At 62.9% G+C, this 24,165-nt stretch carries 26 protein-coding genes and 1 tRNA gene; 13 read left to right on the top strand and 14 right to left on the bottom strand.

What is annotated here, in order from left to right:
* Positions 1-73 precede the first annotated feature (73 nt).
* Positions 74-673: a TetR/AcrR family transcriptional regulator gene (locus CTEST_RS04325; protein ID WP_236686138.1), complete on the top strand. Its 600-nt coding sequence runs from the start codon at positions 74-76 to the stop codon at positions 671-673.
* Here CTEST_RS04325 and CTEST_RS04320 read toward each other — a convergent pair.
* The 3 genes from CTEST_RS04320 to glyA are packed head-to-tail and all read right to left on the bottom strand — an operon-like array spanning position 651 to position 4,630.
* Positions 651-1,367, bottom strand: a complete 717-nt coding sequence (locus CTEST_RS04320) for an aminotransferase class IV (protein WP_083985425.1) — start codon at positions 1,365-1,367, stop codon at positions 651-653. The two genes, CTEST_RS04325 and CTEST_RS04320, sit on opposite strands and share 23 nt — an antisense overlap.
* Positions 1,364-3,328 carry an aminodeoxychorismate synthase component I gene (pabB, locus tag CTEST_RS04315; protein ID WP_047252700.1) on the bottom strand — a complete coding sequence of 655 codons (1,965 nt, stop codon included), beginning with the start codon at positions 3,326-3,328 and terminating at the stop codon, positions 1,364-1,366. Before pabB ends, CTEST_RS04320 begins: the two co-directional genes overlap by 4 nt.
* Positions 3,329-3,331: 3 nt before the next feature.
* The gene (gene glyA / locus CTEST_RS04310) at positions 3,332-4,630 is read right to left on the bottom strand and encodes a serine hydroxymethyltransferase (RefSeq protein WP_047252699.1); all 1,299 of its coding nucleotides are present in this window, start codon (positions 4,628-4,630) and stop codon (positions 3,332-3,334) included.
* 119 nt (positions 4,631-4,749) lie between these two features.
* Between glyA and coaA the strand changes: the two genes are divergently transcribed.
* The gene (gene coaA, locus CTEST_RS04305; protein ID WP_047252698.1) at positions 4,750-5,676 is read left to right on the top strand and encodes a type I pantothenate kinase; all 927 of its coding nucleotides are present in this window, start codon (positions 4,750-4,752) and stop codon (positions 5,674-5,676) included.
* Here coaA and CTEST_RS04300 read toward each other — a convergent pair.
* The 5 genes from CTEST_RS04300 to mca all read right to left on the bottom strand — a co-directional run bounded on the left by CTEST_RS04300 (position 5,673) and on the right by mca (position 9,586).
* Positions 5,673-6,206, bottom strand: coding sequence for a flavodoxin domain-containing protein (locus tag CTEST_RS04300; protein WP_047252697.1), 534 nt, complete (start codon positions 6,204-6,206; stop codon positions 5,673-5,675). The genes coaA and CTEST_RS04300 overlap by 4 nt on opposite strands.
* 19 nt (positions 6,207-6,225) lie before the next feature.
* Positions 6,226-6,993, bottom strand: a complete 768-nt coding sequence (locus CTEST_RS04295) for an isoprenyl transferase (RefSeq protein WP_236686137.1) — start codon at positions 6,991-6,993, stop codon at positions 6,226-6,228.
* Between the two features lie 34 nt (positions 6,994-7,027).
* A complete protein-coding gene (locus CTEST_RS04290) occupies positions 7,028-8,122 on the bottom strand; it encodes a 3-deoxy-7-phosphoheptulonate synthase (RefSeq protein ID WP_047252696.1) in 1,095 nt (364 codons plus the stop codon).
* 224 nt (positions 8,123-8,346) lie between these two features.
* Complete coding sequence (locus CTEST_RS04285; RefSeq protein WP_047254209.1) at positions 8,347-8,607, bottom strand: hypothetical protein; 261 nt, start codon at positions 8,605-8,607, stop codon at positions 8,347-8,349.
* Positions 8,608-8,707: 100 nt separating this feature from the next.
* On the bottom strand, positions 8,708-9,586 hold the full coding sequence (gene mca / locus CTEST_RS04280) for a mycothiol conjugate amidase Mca (protein ID WP_047252695.1): 879 nt from the start codon (positions 9,584-9,586) through the stop codon (positions 8,708-8,710).
* Positions 9,587-9,727: 141 nt separating this feature from the next.
* On the opposite strand from mca, the gene CTEST_RS04275 reads away from it, so the two are divergent.
* From CTEST_RS04275 to CTEST_RS04250, 5 genes are all read left to right on the top strand, one after another.
* Complete coding sequence (locus CTEST_RS04275) at positions 9,728-10,174, top strand: DUF4307 domain-containing protein (protein WP_047252694.1); 447 nt, start codon at positions 9,728-9,730, stop codon at positions 10,172-10,174.
* 132 nt (positions 10,175-10,306) lie between these two features.
* A complete protein-coding gene (gene greA, locus CTEST_RS04270; RefSeq protein ID WP_047252693.1) occupies positions 10,307-10,825 on the top strand; it encodes a transcription elongation factor GreA in 519 nt (172 codons plus the stop codon).
* A gap of 39 nt (positions 10,826-10,864) precedes the next feature.
* Positions 10,865-11,137 carry a hypothetical protein gene (locus CTEST_RS04265; RefSeq protein ID WP_047252692.1) on the top strand — a complete coding sequence of 91 codons (273 nt, stop codon included), beginning with the start codon at positions 10,865-10,867 and terminating at the stop codon, positions 11,135-11,137.
* A 6-nt stretch (positions 11,138-11,143) separates the two neighbouring features.
* A complete protein-coding gene (locus CTEST_RS04260) occupies positions 11,144-11,590 on the top strand; it encodes a hypothetical protein (protein ID WP_047252691.1) in 447 nt (148 codons plus the stop codon).
* Positions 11,591-11,704: 114 nt separating this feature from the next.
* Positions 11,705-13,069, top strand: coding sequence for an N-6 DNA methylase (locus CTEST_RS04250; protein WP_158408147.1), 1,365 nt, complete (start codon positions 11,705-11,707; stop codon positions 13,067-13,069).
* A 150-nt stretch (positions 13,070-13,219) separates the two neighbouring features.
* On the opposite strand, the gene CTEST_RS04245 is transcribed toward CTEST_RS04250, so the two are convergent.
* Positions 13,220-14,047, bottom strand: a complete 828-nt coding sequence (locus CTEST_RS04245; protein WP_047252688.1) for a Bax inhibitor-1/YccA family protein — start codon at positions 14,045-14,047, stop codon at positions 13,220-13,222.
* A 202-nt stretch (positions 14,048-14,249) separates the two neighbouring features.
* Here CTEST_RS04245 and CTEST_RS04240 point away from each other — a divergent pair, with 202 nt between their 5' ends.
* From CTEST_RS04240 to CTEST_RS04215, 6 genes are all read left to right on the top strand, one after another.
* The gene (locus CTEST_RS04240; protein WP_047252687.1) at positions 14,250-15,614 is read left to right on the top strand and encodes a hemolysin family protein; all 1,365 of its coding nucleotides are present in this window, start codon (positions 14,250-14,252) and stop codon (positions 15,612-15,614) included.
* Positions 15,611-16,651, top strand: a complete 1,041-nt coding sequence (locus CTEST_RS04235) for a CNNM domain-containing protein (protein ID WP_047252686.1) — start codon at positions 15,611-15,613, stop codon at positions 16,649-16,651. Before CTEST_RS04240 ends, CTEST_RS04235 begins: the two co-directional genes overlap by 4 nt.
* 76 nt (positions 16,652-16,727) lie before the next feature.
* The gene (locus CTEST_RS04230; RefSeq protein ID WP_047252685.1) at positions 16,728-18,329 is read left to right on the top strand and encodes a choice-of-anchor M domain-containing protein; all 1,602 of its coding nucleotides are present in this window, start codon (positions 16,728-16,730) and stop codon (positions 18,327-18,329) included.
* Between the two features lie 131 nt (positions 18,330-18,460).
* Complete coding sequence (locus tag CTEST_RS04225; protein WP_047252684.1) at positions 18,461-19,003, top strand: type IV toxin-antitoxin system AbiEi family antitoxin domain-containing protein; 543 nt, start codon at positions 18,461-18,463, stop codon at positions 19,001-19,003.
* A complete protein-coding gene (locus CTEST_RS04220; protein WP_047252683.1) occupies positions 18,987-19,829 on the top strand; it encodes a nucleotidyl transferase AbiEii/AbiGii toxin family protein in 843 nt (280 codons plus the stop codon). Before CTEST_RS04225 ends, CTEST_RS04220 begins: the two co-directional genes overlap by 17 nt.
* A gap of 115 nt (positions 19,830-19,944) precedes the next feature.
* Complete coding sequence (locus tag CTEST_RS04215) at positions 19,945-20,556, top strand: M23 family metallopeptidase (RefSeq protein ID WP_047252682.1); 612 nt, start codon at positions 19,945-19,947, stop codon at positions 20,554-20,556.
* Positions 20,557-20,573: 17 nt separating this feature from the next.
* Here the strand turns inward: CTEST_RS04215 and CTEST_RS04210 are convergent.
* From CTEST_RS04210 to eno, 5 genes are all read right to left on the bottom strand, one after another.
* Positions 20,574-20,650, bottom strand: a tRNA-Leu gene (locus CTEST_RS04210).
* A gap of 66 nt (positions 20,651-20,716) precedes the next feature.
* Positions 20,717-21,670 carry a Ppx/GppA phosphatase family protein gene (locus CTEST_RS04205; RefSeq protein ID WP_047252681.1) on the bottom strand — a complete coding sequence of 318 codons (954 nt, stop codon included), beginning with the start codon at positions 21,668-21,670 and terminating at the stop codon, positions 20,717-20,719.
* Complete coding sequence (locus tag CTEST_RS04200; protein ID WP_047254208.1) at positions 21,667-22,209, bottom strand: DUF501 domain-containing protein; 543 nt, start codon at positions 22,207-22,209, stop codon at positions 21,667-21,669. Before CTEST_RS04200 ends, CTEST_RS04205 begins: the two co-directional genes overlap by 4 nt.
* Positions 22,210-22,214: 5 nt before the next feature.
* Entirely contained in the window at positions 22,215-22,712 is a 498-nt protein-coding gene (locus tag CTEST_RS04195; RefSeq protein ID WP_047252680.1) for a septum formation initiator family protein, read from the bottom strand.
* Between the two features lie 67 nt (positions 22,713-22,779).
* Positions 22,780-24,057 carry a phosphopyruvate hydratase gene (gene eno, locus CTEST_RS04190; RefSeq protein WP_047252679.1) on the bottom strand — a complete coding sequence of 426 codons (1,278 nt, stop codon included), beginning with the start codon at positions 24,055-24,057 and terminating at the stop codon, positions 22,780-22,782.
* Positions 24,058-24,165: the final 108 nt, after the last annotated feature.

Genomic DNA, 24,165 nt, shown 5'->3' with positions numbered 1-24,165 from the left:
CCGTGACTCCTATTGAGCGTTGATCAATAACTGGTTACTGACTTTAACTCAATAGCGTATATGCTTGTCAACCGTGAGCACTCGAAAACGCCTGAGCACCTCCGAACGACGCCTCGTCATCCTCGAGGCCGCGCGCGAGGCCTTCCGCAACCACGATTACCCTGACGTCTCCGTCCCGGAGATCGCTGCGGCATCCGAAAGCTCCCAGGCCCTGGTCTTCCACTACTTTTCCTCCAAGGCGGGCCTGCACGCCGCCCTGGTCCAAGATTCCGTTTCCCGCCTCGCTGCCGCCCACCAGCAGGCCATCGACGCCCTGCCCCCCGGATCGAACTCCCGCGATCGGATTCAAGCCGTCCTTCTCGCCCACCTCGACGCTATCGCCGCCGACCCGGTCCTCGTGGCCGGGCCGGGCGAACCACCCGCCACCCGCAGCATCCGCGACGAGGCCCGCACGGAATTTGTTCGGCACCTGCGATCTGACCTGGGCATCGACGCGTTCTCCCGCCACGGGTGGGCACTGTGGGGCTGGGTCGGGTTCCTCGAAGGCGTCGCCCGGCATTGGCACGAGGCCGGCTGCCCGGAGGAGCACCGGTGGCCGATGATCAACGCCGCCTTGGGTGCCCTTGAAGGTGCACTGGGCGACTGGCAGGTCAACGCCCGCTGGCCTGAATAAGCCGCCTCGTCTTCTCCGCCGAAGGTAGAGCGTCAGGCACCCGCCGCTCCCCCTCCGCGGTCACCCAGCCAGTCACCGGGGTCCACCCGTGGAGGGCGTTGCCAACCCACACCGGCAGGTGAGGCAGCTCGGCCACGGAGATCTCGCGCTCACCCGCATCCGGTAGGAGCGCGCGGGTCGCCGCGGCCGTCACCGACGGCAGCTGCCGGGGGTGGCGCACGAACATCACCCGGCCATCGTCCTCCCAGGCCAGCGCACTGTGGGCGGCTTCCACCGCCTGTCCTGGTTCGGTCCACAACAGGGCATCATCGGCACCCAGCTCCCCCGCCTGCGCGCGCAGCTGCGCACACCACGCGAGATCAGGCCCCTTGATGTGGGGTTGTTCCCGCTGGTCAGGAACCGGCGGGATCCACAGAACCGTCTCCGTTCTCAACGCCGGGGCCGGGCGCAGGCGCAGGTACAGCTCCGTCCCATGGGCCTCGATGCGAGGAAACCACCTCCCGGCGCGGGGAACACAGTGGGGCACCTGCGCCAGAAACCCAGCGGCCCCCGGCAAGTGGTCGGAAAAGCGGCGGCAGTGTCGCTCCCAGTGCGCCACGTGGCCTTCATCGACGAGCCAGGAGTCCACGACCGACCAGGGCGTGGAGGGCTCCGCCCCCTCCACTAGGGCTGACCCAGTCCAGCGGAAGATCACTGCGGAAACTCGCTATCGAGCAGGCGCAGCAACGGCGCGGCCTTCGTTTGAGTCTCCTCGTATTCTTCGACCGGGTCCGATAGCGCGATGATCGCCCCGCCGACCCCATACGACACCCCACCAGCATCCGCGACGATCGTGCGGATGACCATGGACAGATCCATCGAACCATCGAGGGAGAAGTACCCGATGGCGCCGGAGTAGATTCCCCGCGGCCCTTGTTCCAGGCGATCGATGATCTCCATCGTCCGCACCTTGGGCGCCCCGGTCATGGAACCGCCGGGGAAGCTGGCTCGCACGGCATCGACGGCGGTCTTTCCCTCCGCCAAGCGGCACGACACGGTGCTCACGAGCTGGTGGACCGTCGCATAGGATTCGACCTCGAAGAGAGGGTCGGCGCGCACGCTGCCTGGCTCGGCGACGCGGGTGAGGTCGTTGCGCACGAGGTCAACGATCATGAGGTTCTCGGCGCGATCCTTGTCATTGACCGCCAAATCAGAGCGCAGGCGCGCATCTTCCCGCGGATCAGTGCTTCGGGGGCGGGTGCCCTTAATCGGACGCGATTCCACCTTGCCCTCGCTGGTGACCTGCATAAACCTCTCCGGCGTTGAGGACAGCACCGATACTCCCCCGATCCGCAGCAGCGAACCAAACGGCGTCGGGTTGGCCGCCCGCAGCGCCTGATAGGCGGGCCACACGTCCACGGCGCCGCGAGCCGAAAGCTGGTTGGTCAGGCACACCTCGTAAGTTTCCCCCTGCCGGATGAGCTCCAAGCACTCCCCCACCACACCCAGGTAGTCCGCGCGGGAATGTCGCGCCCGCAGCTGGCCGGTCCACCGATGCTTATCGACGCCCGCCTGTGCCCCCAGTCCCGCCACCAGGCGCGCCGTCCGCGCGCACCAGGCGCGCTGCTCGGCGTCGTGTTCCGAGCCGATGAGGGCGATGACGTGGGTGCGCCGCAGGGCGTGATCGATGACGATGGCGCGGTCGGCGAAAATCAGGCCCAGATCGGGATGAGGGGAGGTGTGCGCCGCGCTCCCGCCGCATTCGGCCTTGAGCTCGTAGCCCAGCCAGCCCACCCAGCCGCAGGTGAAGCCGCCAAAAACGCCCGGATCGGCCACGTCGATGGTATTGGCGGCGAGGTCTTCGGCGAGTTCATCGAATAAGGAGGTAGTGGGCGAGACTCGCTTGTTCCACACCCGCGCCAAGGGGCCAGAGCTATCACCTAAGTAGGAGAAGCGACCGCTGCCCCGGTCGGGGGCCGTCGAGTCCAGCCAGAAGGCGTTGGTGGAATCGGCGAACAGGGCCGCGTAGACGTCCTCACCGTCGGCCTCATCCTCAACCGTGACGGAGTGCAGCCGCCACCGGGAACGGGAGCGCTGGTTGCGTTCGGCGGCCAGGCTTAAGAAATTGGCGATGATCGCGTGCCCATCGAACCCACCGATCGACTCGGGGTGAAACTGCACTCCCCACTGCGGGAGGTGGCGGTGGGCCAGGCCCATGACCAGGCCGTCGTCGGTGCGCGCCGTCACCGCGAGGACCTCGGGCACCTCGGTCACCAACAGCGAGTGGTAGCGCACCACGTCGATGACGGGTGGCAGGCCGGCGAAGAGACCGGCGGCATCGTGCCGCACGGGGAACACGCGACCGTGGACGGGCTCGGGGGCCAAGTCCACCGTGCCACCCCAGGCGAGGGCGAGGGCCTGATGGCCGAGGCACACGCCGAGGACGGGCACGCGGGCGTCGATAAGCACGTCGAGGCAGATACCGATGTCCCCCGGCCGGTCAGGACGACCGGGACCGGGGGAAATAATGACGGCATCGAAGCCGGCCACCCGCTCGACGTCCCAGCCGGGCTCGTCATTGCGGATGACTACCGGCGTGGTGCCGGTGAGATCTTCGACATAGGCGACGAGATTCCAGGTGAAGGAGTCGACGTTGTCGATGATGAGGATGCGCAAGATCTAGTTGATCTTCCACTCCTCCAGGCCCTCGTACAGCGGGTACGCATCGGTGAGCTTGGCCACGCGGGCCCGCAGGGACTCCACGTCGGCGCTCTTGCCGTTGACCAGGGCGGTGCCGATGATGTCGGCGACCTCGGTGAAGGCCGCGCTATCAAGGCCGCGGGTGGCCAGGGCCGGGGTACCGATCCGCAGGCCAGAGGTCACCATCGGCGGGCGCGGATCATTCGGCACCGCATTGCGGTTGACGGTAATGCCGACCTCGTGGAGGAGATCCTCCGCCTGTTGGCCGTCCATCTCGGAATTACGCAGGTCAGCCAGGACGAGGTGAACGTCCGTGCCACCGGTGAGGACATCAATGCCGGCGGCCTTAGCGTCCGGAGCGGTGAGGCGCTCGGCGAGCAGCTTCGCACCCTCAATGGTGCGGGCCTGGCGCTCCTTGAACTCCTCGGTGCCGGCGACCTTGAGGGCCACCGCCTTCGCCGCGATGACGTGCATGAGCGGACCGCCCTGCTGGCCGGGGAACACCGCCGAGTTGAGCTTCTTCGCCCACTCCTGCTTAGCCACGATGAGGCCCGAGCGCGGACCACCCAGTGTCTTGTGCACCGTGGTGGACACGACGTCGGAGTACGGCACCGGCGAAGGATGCAGGTCAGCGGCCACAAGCCCGGCGAAGTGCGCCATATCGGTCCACATGTACGCGCCCACCTCATCAGCGATGGAACGGAACGCCTCGAAGTCGAGGGTGCGCGGGTACGCCGACCAGCCAGCGATGAGGACCTTCGGGCGCTCGGCCAGAGCCTGCTCCCGGACGCGATCCATATCAATGCGGTGCGTCTCCGGGTCAACCTCGTAGGCAACGACCTCGTAGAGCTTGCCGGAGAAGTTGAGCTTCATGCCGTGGGTGAGGTGGCCACCATGCGCCAGCGACAGACCCATGATCTTGTCGCCCGCATCCGCCAACGCGTGGAGAACGGCAGCGTTAGCCTGAGCACCGGAGTGCGGCTGGACGTTGGCGAACTCAGCGCCGAACAGGGCCTTCGCCCGGTCACGAGCCAGATCCTCGACGATGTCCGCGTTTTCACAACCACCGTAATAACGGCGCCCCGGGTAACCCTCGGCGTACTTATTGGTGAACACGGAGCCCTGCGCCTGCAGGACTGCGCGGGGAACAAAGTTCTCGGAAGCGATCATCTCAAGGAAGTCACGCTGACGGGTGATTTCGCCACCAATCGCGGCGTGGACCTCAGGGTCAAGAACAGACAGTTCCTGGTAGCGCAGGTCATCAGGTGCGTAGGTCATGGGCAGTTCGGCCAGCCTTTCTGAGTTTTCACGGCGTTCGCTGTTGAAGCATACCGCCCCGCCTCTCACTCGCACCCCCAAACCCGGGCTTCTATTCTTGCGCCTGACACAATGGGGACATGTCGCGCCCCAAGGACAGCACCCCCTACGTGGATTTCGACCGTGCCTCCTGGCGGGCGCTGCGTAAATCCATGCCCCAGGTCCTCACAGAGGATGAGGTCAAGGAGCTTCGCGGCATCGGTGAGAACATCGACCTCGAGGAAGTCGCCGAGGTATACCTGCCTCTTTCCCGTCTCATCCACCTGCAGGTCTCCGCCCGCCAAAAGCTCATCGCGGCCACCGAAACCTTCCTCGGCAACTCCTCCGGGCACGTGCCCTTCATCATCGGCGTCGCCGGCTCCGTCGCGGTGGGCAAATCGACGACCGCCCGCCTCCTGCAGGTTCTGCTGCAACGCTGGGATTCCCACCCGCGCGTGGACCTGGTCACCACCGACGGCTTCCTCCTCCCCGCCGCGGAACTCAACGCCCGCGGCCTCATGCGCCGCAAAGGCTTCCCCGAGTCCTATGATCAGCGCGCCCTGCTGCGCTTTGTCACCGACGTCAAGTCCGGTGCCGCGGATGTTGACGCGCCCGTCTACTCCCACCGCCTCTACGACCGGGTGCCCGACGAAGTCCAGACCGTCTCCCAACCCGACATCCTCATCGTCGAAGGGCTCAACGTCCTCCAGACCGGGCCCACCCTCATGGTCTCCGACCTGTTCGACTTTTCCGTCTACGTCGATGCCCACACCAGAGATATCGAAAAGTGGTACATCGATCGCTTCCTCCAGCTGCGCACCACCGCATTCCGCGAGCCCGGCGCGCACTTTTCCCACTACGCCGAGTTAGGCGATGCGAAAGCCCACGCCGAGGCCCGCGAGATCTGGCAATCCATCAACCTGCCCAACCTCGTGGAAAACATCCTGCCCACCCGCGTCCGCGCCTCCCTGGTCTTGCGCAAAGGCGCCGATCACCTGGTCGAGCGGGTGCGGATGCGCAAGATCTAGGCCCCGTTGGCCCGCGCCCACTCCACCACGGGGTCCAGCTCGGCGAGATTCACCAGGTCGACGTCCTTGCCGTAGCCATCGATCATGGCGCGATCGTTGTCGGACTTGCGCGGCTTGAGCCTCAACGCGGACACAATCGCGCGCATCACCGCATAATGCTTGGAGCTCAGTTCGGAGTAGTTGAGGCGCCCGGGCAGGTAGAAGCGGGTGATGTGCTGAGCCTTGTCCCCGAGGAGGGCGGCACTGCGGTCTTTGCGGCGCGCCTCCTCCAGCAGGGTCATTCCGACGGTGCACAAAGCGGCGGGTCGTTCGCCCACATCGACGGCGTCAAAAACGCCCAGGCCGGGGACGCTGGGACCGTGCGGAAAAGACAACAGGATGAGGGGGCCGGCGGCCCCCACAGCGACGTCGACAAGCGACGACTCATCCTCAGGGAGCTCCTGCGCCTCAACGCCCAGACGCTCGGCGAGGGCGTTCGCGTAGTCCCGAGTAGAGCCGTAGGAGGAACGATAAACGATGGTGGCAGTCACAGGCCCCCAGTATAGGCCCCTATTTTCCGAAACGACGCGAGCGTTTAGAGTACTCGCGCAGCGCTCGCAGGAAATCGACCTTACGAAACGCCGGCCAATACGTGTCCGTGAACCAGATCTCCGAATACGCCGCCTGCCACAGCAAAAACCCGGACAGCCGCTGCTCCCCGGACGTCCGAATGACCAGGTCGGGGTCGGGCTGGCCGGAGGTATAGAGGTGGGTGGCCAATGAATCGGCGGTGATCTTATCCGCCAACTCCGCCGGGGCCGTTCCCGCCTCCACCTCCTCCTTGATGAGCTCGCGCACCGCATCAACGATCTCCTGGCGGCCGCCATAGCCCACCGCGATGTTGACCGTGATGCCTTCCCGCGCCAGCGTCGGCTCGGCGGACTGACGCAGCCGATCGGCCACCTTCAGCGGCAGGAGGTCGAGGTGCCCGACGAGGCGGACGCGGCAGGTGTAGTCCTCGCTGGACAGCTCATCAACCACATCGCCGATGATCCCGAACAGCAACTGCAACTCCGCGGGCTCGCGTCGCAGGTTCTCCGTCGAGAGCAAGTAAACGGTGATGACCTCCACTTCCGTGTCGGCCGACCACTGCACCAACTCACCGATCTTTTTCGCCCCAGCCCGATGCCCGTGGCTGACGTCCGCGTGCCCCGCCTCGCGCGCCCACCGCCGGTTGCCATCCGCCATGATCGCGATGTGCTTGGGCTGGCGCGCGCCGGACAGCTCGCGCCGCAAGCGGACTTCATACAGCGGGTACAGCAGGCGGGACAGTTTCACGCGTCTCAGTCTAGCCAGGTGCTCGGGCCACGTCCTAGGCGCGTCGGCGCTCCCGAACCGCAGCGGCCAACTCGGCGAGCAAATCCACGGTGGTATCAAAATCCATGCACGCATCCGTCACCGACTGCCCGTACACCAGACCCTCGCCGCCATTGCGCCGCAACTTCTCCGGATCAAGCGTCTGCGCGCCCGCGACCAGGAAAGACTCCATCATGACCCCGGCGATCGCCCCATTGCCCGCAGCGACCTGTGCCGCCACATCCCGCACAACATTCGCCTGTTGCACGTGGTCCTTGCCGGAGTTGGCATGCGAGGCATCCACCATGAGCCGGGCCTGCGGCCCCAGCTTATCGACGACCGCGCCCACCGACTCTGCGTCAAAGTTCGGCCCCGACGTCCCGCCCCGCAAAATCACGTGGCAGTTGGCATTGCCCGCAGTCTCGACCACCGCGGGGTGGCCGTCATCGGAGGTACCGAAGAAGAAATGCGGCTGCGAGGCGGCAGCGACGGCGTCGATAGCCACTTGGATGTTGCCGTCCGTGCCATTTTTGAAACCGATCGGCATGGACATCCCCGACGCGAGCTGGCGGTGCACCTGCGACTCCGTTGTCCGAGCCCCGATCGCACCCCACGCCACGGCATCCGCGTAGTACTGCGGGGAATTCGGCTCGAGGAACTCACACGCCGTCGGCAGGTCCAGGTTGACCACATCGGTGAGGACCTCCCGCGCAATGGTGAGACCCTCGGCGACATCGTAAGAGCCATCCAGGTGCGGATCATTGATCAGCCCCTTCCACCCGACGGTCGTGCGCGGCTTCTCGAAGTAGACCCGCATGACCACCTTCACGTCATCGCTCAGGCGCTTAGCCAGCGGGGCGAGGCGGTTAGCGTAATCGAGCGCGGCGACCGGATCGTGGATGGAACAGGGGCCCACGACCACGACGAGACGATCCTCGTCCCCGGCGAAAATATCCGCGATCTCCTGCCGATCCTGCTCCACCTTCGCCTGCTGAGCCTCCGTCAACGGATGCTGAGCCTGAACCTGAGCTGGACTGGGTAAATCGTGGAACGCCCGCACCCGCTTGTTAGAGGTGGAGGGGGAATCTTGGAGGGAAACTGGAGAGCTCATGGTGATCGCGTGTCCTTTGATGGTGTGGTGGTGGGTAAAGCAATCAAAAAAGCAGCCCCTCAACCCGTTGTCCGGGGAGGTGCTGCTTGGCTTCGGCTAGTGTTCGCTGCTGCGTGCGCTACCGTGTGCGCTCAGCGTGCAGGCGATATGGCGAGGCGGCCACTGCCGAAGCCTCACCAAAATAAAATCGCTGAACGAACATGGCGCTGATCATAGCACAGAAGTTAGAACCAGCGCTGCTTACGCCGATCCAGCAGACCCGCCTCATCCATGGCCTGATCGACGGCCTCCACATCAAAGACATCGAGTCCATTCTGCTCAGCGAAAATCCGACGACGGTTGTAGCGGCTGTACCGGCGGTGGAAAGCCCAGCCAATCCCGATGACCAGAACACCGAGGACCGCCAGCAAGGGCAACCCAATCGGCGAGGCCTTACCGAACTCCGGCCCCAGCGGGCCACCCTGTTGCTGCTGGGCAACAATCATCGCGGACTGCGCCTGGAGGGCAACAACATTGACCTGATCCACAAGGCTGCCAAAAGAACTAACGGACACGGCTGACTCTTCCTACTCGCCGGTATTTTCTCTAAGGATAGCCCGCGGCATCCAGACCTGCGAAAAGATCATCCTCCGGCAGCGACGTGGGCACGCGCACCTTGGCGAGCTCAAACTCCTCCGTCGGCCACAGCTGCTGCTGGGTTTCCACCGACGTGGCCAGGAAAGCACCCGCCGGATCGATCTGGGTGGCGTGGGCGATGAGCGCCTTCTCCCGGTTGGGGAAATACTCCGCACTGTTGACCTGGGTGGTCACCCGAGCCATGATGTCCGCCGGGTTGCTCTCCCAGCGCTCCAGCATCGGGCCGTAAGGGCTCGTCTTGCCCTCAGCGATGAGGCGATCGTGGAACATCTGCATCCGCTGTCGGACGAAGCCATGGGTGTAATACAGCTTCAGCGGCGTCCACGCCTTACCCAGCTCCGGGGCGAAACTCTCATCCCCAGCCAACTCCCACGCAATCATCGATGCCTCGTGCACCTTGAGGTGATCAGGGTGCGGGTAGCCGCCATTCTCGTCATAGGTGATGATGACGTGCGGGCGAAAATCACGAATGACCTCGACCATTTCCTTCGCCACTTCCCTGCCATCCTCCAGACCGAAACTGCCCTCCGGCAGCGGCGGCAGCGGATCGCCTTGGGGCAGCCCGGAATCAACATGGCCAAGCCACACGTGCTCCACGCCGAGGGCAGCAGCGGCAGCGGCCATCTCCTCGCGGCGGATTCCAACGATGTTTTCCATCACACCCGGGCGGTCCATCGCCGGGTTGAGAATGTCACCGCGTTCGCCGCCGGTGCAGGTGAGAACCATGACCCGATTGCCTTCAGCGGCATACTTGGCCATGGTGGCCGCACCCTTGGATGATTCATCATCGGGGTGGGCATGAATTGCCAGAAGGCGGAAACCACTCACAGAATGTCGCTTCCTTCCCAGAAGTGTTCAGACCTGTAGTAAACCTCACCCATAGTAGTGGTTACGTTGGTCTCCGCGACCATTCGTTAGGATGAGCTGGACAAGCGCCACAGAAGTTCCACTCGAATTCAGAGGTTAAAGATGAGCACTCCCGCTGCCGGTCGGCCTGAAGCCCGTTATGGTTCGCCCCGAAGCCCCAAGGCACCGAGCGGACTGTCGGGCAAAATCATCGCCATCGTCAGCGTGATCGTCCTCATCGCCTTCATCCTGGTGTTCGCCCGCTTCATCATGAACCGCGACGACCGTTCCGTCACCGTCGAGATGATCTCCCACGAGCGCATCGATGACCAGACGATGCGCCTGTGGGTCGACGTCACCCGCGACAACGTTGATGATCCCTCCTACTGCATCGTCACCTCCCTCAACTACGGCATGGCCGAAGTCGGGCGCCGCGAGCTCCTCATCGAACCCGGCGGGGACCAAATCCAGCGCTTCGAAGTCGACATCCCCTCCCGCGACCTTCCCGTCTCCGGCGGAGTCTATGGCTGCTCCACCGAGATTCCCTCCTACCTGTCCATCGGCGCCTGATCTGGGGGCCGCGGCGCCTGTGTTAAAATCCCTGGGAATTGATCACTCCGGTGGGTGATGTTCGGGGGGCAGCAGGCTCCCCGCCTGGATTGATCCTCTGCCCACCGGATACGCAGGGAAGGCAGGCACGGCATGTCAGATAAGCAGTACATCACTCCGGAGACCAAGGCGAAGCTGGAGCTCGAGCTTCAAGGACTCATCGATCACCGCCCGGTCGTCGCCGCTGAAATCAACGAGCGCCGCGAAGAAGGCGACCTCAAGGAGAACGCCGGCTACGACGCCGCCCGCGAGATGCAGGACCAGGAAGAGGCCCGCATCAAGCAGATCTCCGAGATCCTGGCCAACTCCACCACCGACCGCGGCAACGTCGTCGAAGGCGTGGCCCTCGTCGGCTCCGTCGTTCACGTCTACTACAACGGCAACGAAGACGATAAGGAAACCTTCCTCATCGGTACCCGCGCCGCCGCTTCGGACAACAAGGACCTGGAGACCTACTCCGAGCAGTCCCCGCTGGGCGCTGCCCTGCTGGGAGCCCAGGAAGGCGAGACCCGCGAGTACACCTCCCCCAACGGCACCGTCATCACTGTGACCTTGGAGTCCGCTGCACCCTATGATTCTCAACTTGCTGCCACGCCGCGCGTGACCAAGTAGTCTCAGATAAAAATCGTGAACACTCGGAGGATTTCCATCATGACCCGCCCCTTTGGCCGCAAGGCAATCGCTATCGTTGGCGCCGCTGCCGCCGCACTCGCTCTGGCCGCCTGCACCCCACCGAATGAGAAGCCGTCTGACCTCAAGGTAGACACCGCGACTGAGTTCCAGGCCCCCACCTCCGAGTCCTCCACCCTCGTGACAACTGATAACTTCGGCAACGTCATCGAGGAACCCGCCACCGACCCTGAGGTCAGTGCCGTCGACGAGCCGGCCTCTGAAATCACCGTCACCACTACCCCCGCGAGCTAGCAGACCATGAAGCGCACCCTCGCTATCACAGCTGCAGTTCTCGGCCTCGCCCTGGCGGCCTGCACCCCGCCCAACGAGAACCCCTCCGACCTCAAGGTTGACACCGCGACGCAGTTCAAGGCCCCGACCTCATCGGCTCGGCCCGACTTTGACACTGCCAACCTCCCCGGCGTCATCGACTGTGTTGGCACCCCCGACTTCGAGCCCGACACCTTGTCCTTGGCGTGTGCCGGCAACAATGATCGCCTCTTCGACATCGATTGGGAAACTTGGACCGCGGAGACCGCCACCGGCGTTGCCTCCCGCGAGACCAACACCTGCGATCCGACCTGCGCCGACGGCACGTTCGAAACCACCGAGGACGTTGAGGTAGAGCTTTCCGTCCCGATCCAGGGCGTCAACGGGCTTGTCTTCACCGCCCTCACCGTCGACGGCGAACCCATCGTCATTTAGCACTTCTTCGCCCCAGCCTGACCGCACTGCGGTCAGGCTTTTTTGCTTATCGACGCCGCGAAGGTTCCAAGTTGGCTTAACATTGCTGTCATACTCAGGGAAGGGTGTGCGACGTTGGAAAAGCAATCGGGAACTCAATGTCACTCGCACGTTGTGGACGAGTTGTGGAAGAGCATCATTGATCTGGGTCACAGCGCTCGAAGTACGAATATTCCCTCCACCGCATTGACGTTGCTTGCGTTGCGATCAATTGTGGAACGTACGCAGCCACCACTGTGGGATGAACTTCAAAGCCGAGAATCTGCGGAGCAGTACCATCTGGTCCGATCTCTCATTCGCACGCATCTGAACCGCGCATATCCCAACCACCTGGCCATTTCTGAAGATCCGCTTCCGAACGATGTACCCCCGCCAGTAGTAGCTGACGTGGTTTCCTTGATCTCCGATTCTCGAATTGGTGAGAAGCCTCACGCAAGTGTGACTATTGCTGATCTCTACCAATTCATCCTTGAGCAAACGACGCAGAACACTCAGCCCGATTTCCTCGGCCCTCCCCCTCCTGCATCCGTACGTAGGCTCATCGCGGAATTGTTGCGGCCCCGTCAAGGGTCCGTATTCGACCCATGCACAAGATCCGGCCAGCTACTATTTGAGCTAGATGCCTACCAGCAGGCCACAGCGGGAATCAACGGCCGACTTGACCTATACGGGCAAGAAAACGATCGTGTCCGGTGGCGCCAGGCACAGGAACAAGCACTCGTCCGCAATACGACCATCGACCTTGGAATAGGCCCTCTGGACGACGCGTTTGTGCCGTACTTGGACGATGGAAACGGTCCGGGCGGTTGGTGGTTTCTGCGGGAGCTGCATCCCGGGTTGCGCTGTGACTTCTCAATCAGCTACCCGCCCGCAAACTTCATGGATTCCGGACTTGAATACGTCATGCTGGATCCTCGGTGGGAGTTTGGTTCTGCTATCCCCAACCCCGCTTATTTCGCCTGGCTGCAGATAGCGATCCATCACCTTCGTCCTGGTGGAGTCGCTGCAGTGGTCCTCTCACCAGAGTCCCTGTCCACCGTCGACGAAGAACAAGCGTTTATTCGTCGAAGTTTAGTCCGATCAGGGGCACTTCGGTGCATCATTCATTTGCCTTCAGGTCCTGAAATAGTAAATCATCACCCCACGGCACTCTGGCTATGCCAACGACCTCACACCGATGTTGCCCTGTTGAAGACCGCTGCTCCACCGAACCAACAGGTACTGCTTGTGGACCTGAGTGGAATCGCTCACCCAAGCGCCGGTGTCAGCGATTCTTTTGAGAAGTCTCTGTTCCAGGACACGGCTGATTTCTACCAGCGGTGGAACTTATCGGAATGTGCCTCCCCACCTCCTGAACTGGCGGGAATCAGCGTGATCTTGCCGATCTGCGAGTTGCTTGACGAGCGAACCATCCTCTCCCCCTCTTTTTGGCTCCAGTGATTTCACGCTCCGGAAAGGACTCTTCTCCCCTACTCTGCCGGCTGTGAAAGGAGCCGTTTTGACGTGGTGACATCACGGCAGGCCGCCAAACCCGTGCCTAGGTATAACGAAACCCCCTGCCGTTAGGCAGGGGGTTCGGAGAGAAACTGGCTAGTTGCTTCGGAAGTACGAGAGCAGGCGCAGGATCTCGGTGTAGAGCCAGACCAGGGTGACGGCCAGGCCGAGGGCGACGCCCCAGGCCATCTTGGAGGGGGCACCGGCGCGGATCATCTTGTCAGCGGAGTCGAAGTCGGAAAGGAAGCTCATGGCTGCCAGGCCGATGCAGACGATGGAGAAGATGATGGCCAGCATGCCGCCGTCGCGGAGGGGGTTGGCGCCGGTGAAGACGGCCAACAGCAGGTTGCCCAGCATGAGGACGAGGACGCCGACGAGGGCTCCGGTGAGGACGCGGTTGAACTTCGGGGTGACCTTCACGGCGCCGGTCTTGTAGACGAAGAGCATGCCGAGGAAGACGCCGACGGTGCCGAGGACGGCTTGGCCGATCAGGACTCCGGCGTCTGCGCCTGCGACCATGGTGTTGGTGAACAGCATGGAGATGCCGCCGACGAACAGGCCTTCAAACGCCGCGTAGATCAGGGTGACAGCTGCGGAACCGTACTTCTTGCCGAAGGTCGCGACCAGCACCGTGATGAGGCCACCGATGGCGCCGACGATGGTGAGGAGCACGGTGACGCCCGGGTTGATGAACGAGATGCCGTAGTTGACCACGGCCAGTGCGACGATGACGGCGAGGGTGATGCCGGTCTTGGCCACCACATCGTCAACGGTCATCGGGCGATCGCCCGCGGTGGTCTGGCCCGCCGGGGACTGTCCGTAGCCGGAGTATGGGCTTTGGTAGTCCTGGGTCTGGAAGGCGCCGGTTTGGGCGCCGCCCTTGGCGGTCGTCAGGGAGTTCATGACAGGGTTGCTGCTTCGCACTAAACCCAGTCCTTTCGTTCTCTTAGAGTTGGATGTTACTGGGTACAACGTACCAACCTTTTCTTTAGTTCCCATGATGGAATCGGAGCAGGTATGCTTTGCGCTAAACTCCGACCAGCTTAAGAGAAAGTGCAGGTGACCTCCCTCCAGTGGAGCCTCCCCGACAATCATCCCGTCCCTCCAATGATGCGGGGGGAACGCCATGATGACGGCACTACTCACGCTGGCGCTCGGCCTCGTGCTCATTGGTTTGATCATCGTCGCCAACGGTTATTTCGTGGCCCAGGAATTCGCTTTCATGTCCGTCGATCGGACTCAGCTGCGCGCACTGGCTAACCAGGGCGATGAGAAAGCCAAGGCTGCTCTCACAGTCACGAACCGGACGTCGTTCATGCTTTCCGGTGCGCAGCTGGGCATTACTGTTACTGGCCTCATGGTCGGTTTCATCGCTGAGCCGCTGGTGGGTGAGTCTTTGGGCACACTGCTGGGTGGGGTTGGCGTGCCCACGGCGGTGTCCATCGGCGTCGGCACTGTATTGGCGCTGGCTGTTTCCACGGTGGTGCAGATGATTTTTGGTGAACTCTTCCCCAAGAATTACACCATCGCCGCTCCGGTGAAGTCGTCGCGGGCGCTCGCCGGTTCCACCAACGTCTATTTGTTGCTTTTCGGCTGGTTGATCAAGTTTTTCGACGTCGCTTCGAATGCGTTGCTCCGGTTGTTGCGCATCGAGCCGGTCGAGGATGTCGATTCCACGGCTACCGCGGAGGATCTCGAGCACATCGTGTCGACGTCACGTGAGAGCGGTGATCTTCCCGATGACACGTTCCTGGTTTTGGATCGCCTCCTTGATTTTCCCGATCACGATGTTGAGCACGCCATGGTCCCTCGGTCGCGCACTGATGTTGTGGATCCGTCGACCACGATTGGTGAGGTGCGTGCTCTCATGGCTGCCGCCCACACTCGTTATCCGGTCATCGATGATGATCACAACCCGGTCGGTATCGTCGAGCTTCTCGATGTCTTGTCGACCGATCTGCCCGCTGCCACCCCCGTCACCCAGCTCATGCGCGAGCCTATCGTCGTGCCAGAGTTGATGTCGTTGCCGGATGCGGTGGATGAGTTGGCGAATAGCCGCCAGAAGTTGGCCTGCGTTATTGACGAGTACGGCGGTTTTGTCGGCATCATCACCGTTGAGGACTTGGCGGAGGAGATTCTCGGTGGTGTGACCGACGAGCATGATTTCCAGGGCTCCGAGGACATCACCGTGACCGATGAGGATGAGTGGCTCGTTGATGGCGATACTCCCCTCGATGAGATCGAGCGCGCCATTGGTCACGACCTGCCGCAGGGTGATTTCGAGACCATCTCTGGGTTGTTGATTTCCCACACCGGTGGACTCGTGGAGGAGGGTGAGGTGCATGAGATTCAGCTTGATGCCGAGCCCGCCGATTTCTTGGAGGGCGATGACGCTCCTGTCCGAACCCTCCGGATGAAAGTGGAAGAGGTTGATCGCCACGTGCCCTCCGAAGTCCGCCTGGAACTGATCGAGGAGGACCCGACCTCATGAGTTGGTATGTTGCCCTTCCCGTCACCTTCGCGGTGATGCTGGCGTCGATCTTTTTCGTCGTCATTGAGTTTTCCCTGCTTGCCGCCCGCCGCAACCGTCTCGAGGAGACGGCGGCCACTTCGGCGTCGTCACGCGCTGCTTTGCGTAGCCTCAACGAGTTGACCCTCATGCTCGCCGGTGCGCAGCTGGGCATCACTGTTGCCACCTTCGCGCTTGGCGCGATTACGAAGCCGTGGGTGCATCACCTGTTGATGCCGGCCTTTGAGGCGCTCAACCTCTCGCCGACGCTTGGCGATGCCCTCGCTTTCATCCTTTCCCTCTTCATCGTCACCTTTCTTCACCTCGTGGTCGGCGAGATGGCGCCCAAGTCGTGGGCGATCGCCCACCCCGAGTCCGCCCTGCGCCTCATTGCGGTCCCGGCGCGCGTGTTCATCACGATCTTCCGCCCCCTGCTCAGCTGGATTAACCGGGTGGCCAACCGGCTTGTCACCAAGGCGGGTGAAGTCCCGGTCGAACGCGCCGCCGCTAAGGGCTACGATGCGGACACCCTCCGCCACCTCGTTGAGCATTCCCGCAGCACCGGTGCCCTCGATGCGGAATCCGCCAGCCAGATCGATGGCGTCATCGCCCTCGAGTTCGCCACCGTCGGCGAGACCGTCACCCATCGCGAGCTCCTCCCGGCCACGGCCACGGTCGCCGAGGTCCAGGCTCGTGCCCGTGAGCTGGGCAATCTGCGGGTGCTTATCGACGCCCCCGTAGCCGGCCATCCCCCACACCTCGTCCATGTGCGCGACACACTTCTCGCCGATGCTGACGCATCGGCGGAGAATTTCTCCCGCCCGGCCCTCACCCTACCGCAGGCGACCACCCTGTCCGAGGCTTTGAACCGCATGCGGGGCAGCAATGAGCAGGTCGCGATCGTCATTCCGGAGGATGGCGTGGCCGATGAACCCGGCGAGGTCGTTGGTGTGGTGACCTGGGATGACATCCTCGATCGCCTCTGGCCCAGCATCGAGGTGGAGCTGGGTCGGGCGTAAATTACCCCCAATGTCGTGAGTACGGGACTCACCGCCTATCTTAAATGGTAATCGCTTTCATTTAGATAGGAGTCCCGTGCGTCGCCTCATCCTTGCCACCCTCGTATTGATCCTCACGGCCCTCATGGCCACCCCCGCCCACGCCACCCAACCCATTACTGACCCCGTCACCGGCAAACAACTCGTCTTCCACAACCACGTCGACACCGCCCACATCATGTGGGACGAGCCCGCTAACACCTTCGACATCGGCGTCGTCATCGGATCCACCGTCCACCCCGCCGAGCCCTACGCCATGCGACTAGGCCCCGACGCCGACCGCACTGGCCGCGAAGTCTCCCGCATCCGACTCCCCGAGAACGGCATGCTCAACTTCTTAGGCTCCCCCGGCGACGTCCTGTGGAACGCCCCCGCCCGCTACAGCGCAGGCTGGCCACCCCTGTGGGCAGGACTGGGCACCAGCTCCGACATCCCCCAACACATCAACCCCCGCTCCATCGAACTCAACCTTGTCGAAGTCGAAGGCCCCGACCGCGTCGTCATCTGGATCGGCGACGCCAACGGCGCCTCCCCCGTCATGGACTCCGCCTCCACCACCGAGCGCTCCATCCGCATGCCACCCGGCGCTCACACCCACATCAACTGGACCTTCTTCCAACCCGGGCGCTACAACCTAACCTGGCAAGCCACCGCCGTCACCAACGATGGCCAACCCGTCACCGGCCGCAAGGTATCCGTCCCCTGGCTCGTCGGCCACGACACCGACCTCGGCCTGCCCGACGGCACCACCCCCGCCAACAAGATCACCATCCCCGCCGATACCGTCCCCACCACGGCACCCACCGCGCCCACCTCAACCCCCACCGTTGATCCCTCCGCCGGCTCCGCCACCCCACCATCCGCCGAACACGCCATCTGCCTAGCCCCAGGTCACATCGACTTTGCCACCACGCTTGATAGCGACGGCGCCATCCGCTCCCACATCCACGACACCACCAACCCCCGCACACCCCGCGACATCCGCAACTACCGCGCCGTCATCCCCGTCCCCGACTCCACCAAGTTCACCCTCCCCGACTCCCCCTCCTTCAACGCCCTCCGCGTCGCCGGCCCTCCCGGCACCACCTTGTGGACCCTCCCCCAAATCCAACAAGAAGACCTCGTCTGGCCCGGATTCAGCACCGAAAACTTCGACTACAGCAAAGTCAAGGACGGAGTCACCACCTCCATCTCCTCCGTCGAAGGACCCGGCCGCTTCCTCGCCTGGCAATCCGACTCCATCGACGGCGCCCGCGTACTCCTCGACTCAGGCGACCCCGTCCCCGTCATCACCTCCGTCGAACGCACCCACATGCACACCGCCATGAGCTTCACCGCCCCCGGCCTGTACTACGTCGACTTCAACAACCGCACCACCTTCACCAACGGCGAATCCGACTACGCCTACACCGGCGCCTACTTCGCCGTCGGCGACACGACGATCAGCTCCGTGTGCCCACAGCTGGCCCCGACAACCACCACGCCTGTGACGACGACTCCCGGGACCACAGCACCCGAGCCCACTCCTGAAAAGCCTGCCGGATCGTCCCTAGGATCGAACCTGCTCCAGTACTTGCCGAGTTTCGTCTTCGGCATAGTCGGGCTGGCTACCTTGATCTACGCCCTGTTCGGCAAGTAGGTCGACGGGCAGGGAGACATCGACCGCGCCTCGAACCGCCACCAAGGGTGAAGCTGGATCGTTGCACACTTCACGTGCAACGACGTCATGAGCGCGTGGCACAACACTACCGTTTTCGGTATAGTTGTGCCATGGTTTCCGAGGTGAAGTACCGGGATGTGGTGCGCGAGATTGCGCTCGACCACTATGGCTACGTCACCACCCGACAGGCGGCTGAGGTTGGAGTGCCTGCGGTTGAACTGCCCAAGCTCGCCGCACGTGGTGGCCTGGAAAATGTGGCGTACGGGCTCTATCGCGTGCCCTACATCCCGCCTACTCCATTCGATCAATTCGCCGAGGCGCTGTTGCGAGCTGGAGAGGGCGCATACCTGCACGGAGAGTCAGTACTGGCCTTGTTCGGTCTTGCCGATGTAAACCCCAGACGGATCAAGATCGCCGTCGGTCGCCGTACTCGTGCAGCACTGCCATCGTTCATGGAACTGACGCAGAAGAAAGAACAAGGGCGTACGACCTACTATGAGGGGCTGAAAGCACAGCCGGTCGCTGACGCCATCCTCGAATGCCGCGGCAGCACCGAGACTGAACGGCTGCTGGACGCTGCCAAGCAGGCACGTAGCGAGGGATTGCTGACTACCGCCGAGTGGCAGCGAGTAAGAAATGGGCTGCGATCATGAACTACGACAGCGCCCCACGAACGTGCGCTCCCTGGAGCAACGTGTCCGGAATCTAGAAGGCGACGATGGTCTGGCTTTGCGACGCCGAACCGCGATGGCGTTAGTAGTGGTCAGTCAGATGCTGCCTGAAGGCGCGGTTAAGGGAGGTAGTTCGATGGCGCTGCGCTACGGGCTCCTCACGCGGTTCACCCGTGACCTCGATGCCGCACGAATCCAGCCTTTGTATCGATTCCGCAGTGACTTCGAGGAGTCCCTGGTCGCAGGCTGGGCAGGCTTTTCCGGGAGGTTGGTTGAGAAAGCTGCGCCTAGCCCACTGGCTGTGCCCGCTGCGTACGTCATGCAACCTTTCGAAGTTAAGCTTGACTATCGAGGCAAGTCGTGGTGCACGGTAATTTTCGAACTGGGACACAACGAGCTCGGCGACGCCGACGAACCCGAGTATCGACTCGCCGTTGACCTTGTCCAGCTTTTCACGGAGGTCGGGCTCGAAGCGCCCCAGCCCGTGCCGGTCATGCGAGCGGACCATCAGGTGGCTCAGAAGCTGCACGCCGTCTCCAGCGTTGGGAGCGAACGGGCGCGTGATCTGGTCGACCTCCAACTCCTTGACAGCGGTGAAGACCTCGACTTCGGACAGTTGGCCGCCACATGCATCCAGCTCTTCAATTACCGCCGCCAACAGCCGTGGCCACCCGTGATCGCTTCCGGCGACCAGTGGGACACGCTTTACGTCGAAGCCGCTGAAGGACTCGACGTCCTACCCACCGTGAAAGAAGCAGTAGCCTGGACCAACGAGTTTGTTCGACGTATCGCCGCAGCGGCGGTCTAATCCAGGACTTTCTTAGGTCGCCATAATGTTGTTCGAGTGGCGATGACGGAAGAAGGTGAAAGCGAGTGAGCAGAAGGCACCTGTGTCGATCCGCTGGCTGGTTTGAGAGGACCGCATGAGCACTCCCATCGATCTGAACTATCCCTTCACCGGCTACTGGCTCGTGCAGAATAGCCCCGCGAATCGGGTCCCCAGCCACGGTACGCACGCCTATGCCACGGCTTACGCCATCGACTTCGTGCCTGTCACCGATTCCGGTCGCACGGCACCGGTCACGCCGAGTTCCCTCGTCCGGCCGGAGCCAGCCGACAAATTTCCCGGCTTCGGCCGCCGGGTCCTGGCTCCAGTCGATGGCATCGTTGTGTCCGTTCACGACAGCGAGCCCGACCATCCGGCCTATCGTGGTTTGCCCTCTGTCTGGTATGCCCTGACTCAGCGCCGCCGAGCGAAGGCGGGATGGGTAGCACTCGCCGGGAATCATCTACTGATCGACAGTGGCGGCACTTTCGTCGCGCTATGCCACTTGCAGCAGGGCAGTATCGAGGTCGAACCAGGTTGCCAAGTGCAGACCGGAGACGCGATTGGTCGTTGCGGCAACTCCGGCAACAGCACCGAGCCCCACCTCCACATCCAGGCGATTGACGATCCCCACATCGCACACGCAAACGCCGTTCGGATGACCTTCAACGGTTTCCTGCCAACCAACGGTGAGATCGTCACCGCATAGGTGTCTGGCCGAAAAATTGGTGCCCCCAGTCGGACTCGAACCGACACTGTGCCGATTTTAAGTCGGCTGCCTCTGCCAATTGGGCTATGGGGGCTTCTCTGCAAGCAAGAAAACAGTCTAGTAGATCCCGCCTAGGGTCCCCGCCATGAGGCGGGGCTGCCTAGAGTTGGGCTGCGAGACCTGCGACGATGCCGTCGAGAATGTCTTTTTCGCTGATGACGAAGCTGTCGGCGGACGTTTCGGCGAGGGCCATGTCGATGATGCCTTCGACGACGATGCTGCCGCCGCCGAGGACGTCGGCGCGCCCAGGGTGGATGACGGGGTTGAGGGCGCGGGTGTCGGCGGATTGTTCGACCATTTGCTGGATGAGGACTCGGAGGGCGTCGAAACGCAGTACTGACGAGTGGATTTCGGCGGGGTCGTACTTTTCCAGTCCTTGGGCCAGCGCCGACAAGGTGGTGAAGGTGCCGGCGACGCCGACGAAGGTTTTCGTCTGGGCGATGGGGACGATTTTAACCACGTCCGAAAGGCGTTCGGCGACGTAATCGCGGGCGATTTCGACCTCGGTTTCGGTGGGCGGGTCGGCGCGCAGGATGCGTTCGGTGAGGCGGACGCAGCCCATTTGCGCGGAGTGGGTCCCGAGGATCTCGCCGTCAGCGGTGCCGACAATGAATTCGGTGGATCCGCCGCCCAAGTCGATGACGCAGAATGGTCCCTGATCGGCGGGGAGGTCGGCGATCGCGCCGTTGAAGGAGAGTCGCGCCTCTTCGTCTCCGCTGATCACTTCGGCGCGCGCACCGGGGGTGATCCGCCCGAGCAAGGACCCGGTCATGCGGAAGAAGTCCTCGCGGTTGGACGCATCGCGGGTGGCCGAGGTCGCGACCATGCGCACGGCTTTGACCTGCTCAAATTCCATGATGTCGACGTATCGTTCCAAGGCGACGCGGGTGCGTTCGATCGCCGCCGGGTCGAGCTCGCCGGTGGCGTCGACGCCCTGCCCGAGGCGGACGATCTCCATGGTGCGGGTGATTTCGGTGATGTCACCGCCGTGGATATCACAAATAAGCAGGCGAATGGAGTTCGTCCCGCAGTCGACGGCCGCGACCCGCGTCACTGGGCAGCCTCGTCGAATTGGTGGGCATCAAAGCCCAGCTGCTCGCAGGTCGGCCAGTCCGCTGGGATCGCCGTCCCCCGCAGCCCACGATCAGCAGCGAGGGCCACCGCCTCCGTGCCAAAACGTACCCGGTCGGGCCCTTCCGCCAGCGCATAGGCGATGAGGACGTGGAGGCACTTGACGCGCTCCGGCATCCCGCCAGCGGAAAACTCGGTCCCCAGGTCCTCCATCGCGTTGCGAGTCTCCAAATAGTGCTCATGGGCGGCCTGGTAGTCGGCCTGTAGCTCCGCACTGTCGGCCAGCCGCGCCTGCATCCACTTCATCACCTGCGCCACCTCCAGGCGCGAAGCCTCCGCCGTCAAACGCGGATCGGTCAAGTAATACAAAGTAGGAAAGGGGGTGCCATCAGGCAGTTTCGGGGCGGTCTTCACCACACCCGGCGTCCCGTCCGGGCTACGGTAGGCAATGGCCACCACGCCGCGGGGTTCCCGTCCAAGCTGCTTTTCGACGTCCGCGAGATCTGCTTCGTTCACACTCATGGCGATCATTCTTCCATGAGAACCCCTCCGGGGTCCTCTGCGGGCGGCGTAGCCACCGAGTCCCACAGCGTCACGTACCAGGTACGCTCCTCCTCCAGCTCCTCGTGGGAGGTGGTCACGGTGTGTTCTTGATCCATGCGGAGATCAATGATCCGGAAGGCCGTCTCCCCCGGCTCAATCAAGCCGAGTCGAGTGCGAGCCTGCTCCTTGATGTAGGCCTCGTCCTGATACTTATCGATCTCCGCGAGCAACTCTTCCTTCTCTCGTTGCTTCGCCGCGATCGACTCGTTGAGCCGAGCAATCTCGGATCGTCCCTGGTAGTAGTTACGCAAGGGCACGGCAATCGTGATGAGGATGAGGATGGTCACGACCACCAGCACCGCGATCTCCGCCGTATTGAGACGCACTTTGGGCAGGCGCGGGCGCCGCCGCGGTCGATCAGCAGAATCGCGAGAAACCACCGGCACCGTGTGTCGGCTGCGATTCCTACTCTGCTCTGCCATAAGACCTCTGATTCTAGAGACACGACAGCGCCCCCGGGGTCTCCCCGGGGGCGCGTGTCGAAGTTAGTTACTTCTTGAAGCGGGGGAACGCGGAAGCGCCGGCGTACACCGCAGCGTCGCCAAGCTCCTGTTCAATGCGCAGCAGCTGGTTGTACTTAGCCACGCGCTCAGAACGGGCCGGGGCACCAGTCTTAATCTGACCACAGTTGAGGGCCACAGCCAGGTCGGCGATCGTGGTGTCCTCGGTCTCACCGGAACGGTGGGACATCATGGTGCGGTAGCCATTGCGGTGAGCAAGCTCCACAGCGTCAAACGTCTCGGTGAGGGTACCAATCTGGTTCACCTTGACCAGCAGGGCGTTGGCGGCATGCTTATCGATGCCCTCCTGCAGACGAGCCGGGTTCGTGACAAAGAAGTCATCGCCCACGATCTGCACCTTGTCGCCGATGGAGGCGGTGAGGGCCACGTAGCCATCCCAGTCATCCTCATCCAGCGGATCCTCGATGGAGACGATCGGGTACTCCTCGATGAGATCGGCGTAAACCTTGGCCATCTCCTCCGGGGTGTGCTCTCCACCCTCAAAGTGGTACTTGCCATCCTTGAAGAACTCAGAAGAAGCAACGTCCAGTGCCAGGGCAACATCCTCGCCCGGGGTGAAGCCAGCCTTCTTGATGGCCTCCACGATGAGATCCAGAGCAGCCTTCGTGGACTCGACGGAAGGAGCGAAGCCACCCTCATCGCCGAGACCCGTGGACAGGCCCTTCTCCTTGATGACGGACTTCAGCGTGTGGTACACCTCAGCGCCGATGCGCAGGGCCTCAGCGAAGGTCTCCGCGCCGATCGGAGCGATCATGAACTCCTGGACATCCACACCGGAGTCAGCGTGAGCGCCACCATTGACAATGTTCATCATCGGCACCGGAAGCAGGTGAGCGTTCGGGCCACCGATGTAACGGTAGAGGGGCAGGTTAGCGGACTCAGCGGCAGCCTTGGCAACAGCCATGGACACACCCAGGATCGCGTTAGCGCCCAGGCGAGACTTGTTCTCCGTGCCGTCGAGGGCGATCATCGCCTGGTCGATGAGGCGCTGATCATCAGCCTCAAAGCCCGCGATCTCATCGGCGATCTCTTCGTTGACGAACTCCACGGCCTTGAGAACACCCTTGCCCTGGTAGCGGTCACCGCCGTCGCGCAGCTCGTGTGCCTCATGGACACCGGTCGAAGCGCCGGACGGAACACCGGCGGTGCCCACGGAACCATCGTCCAAAACGACGCCGGCCTCAACGGTCGGGTTACCACGGGAATCCATGATCTCTCGGGCGAAAACGTGAATGATGTCAGCCACTTGTGGCCTCCTGTATGCCATCTCGGGTATGAGTGTTGTTCAACGTTGCGCCGCCTCTGACGATCGGGGCACGCGCATGCACTCAATTGTTCCAGAAAATCACCCGAA

The sequence above is a fragment of the Corynebacterium testudinoris genome, assembly GCF_001021045.1.
GTDB classification, from domain to species: domain Bacteria; phylum Actinomycetota; class Actinomycetes; order Mycobacteriales; family Mycobacteriaceae; genus Corynebacterium; species Corynebacterium testudinoris.
Note: the sequence above shows the minus strand (reverse complement) of the source record. Positions and strands in the feature narration are given on the sequence as shown.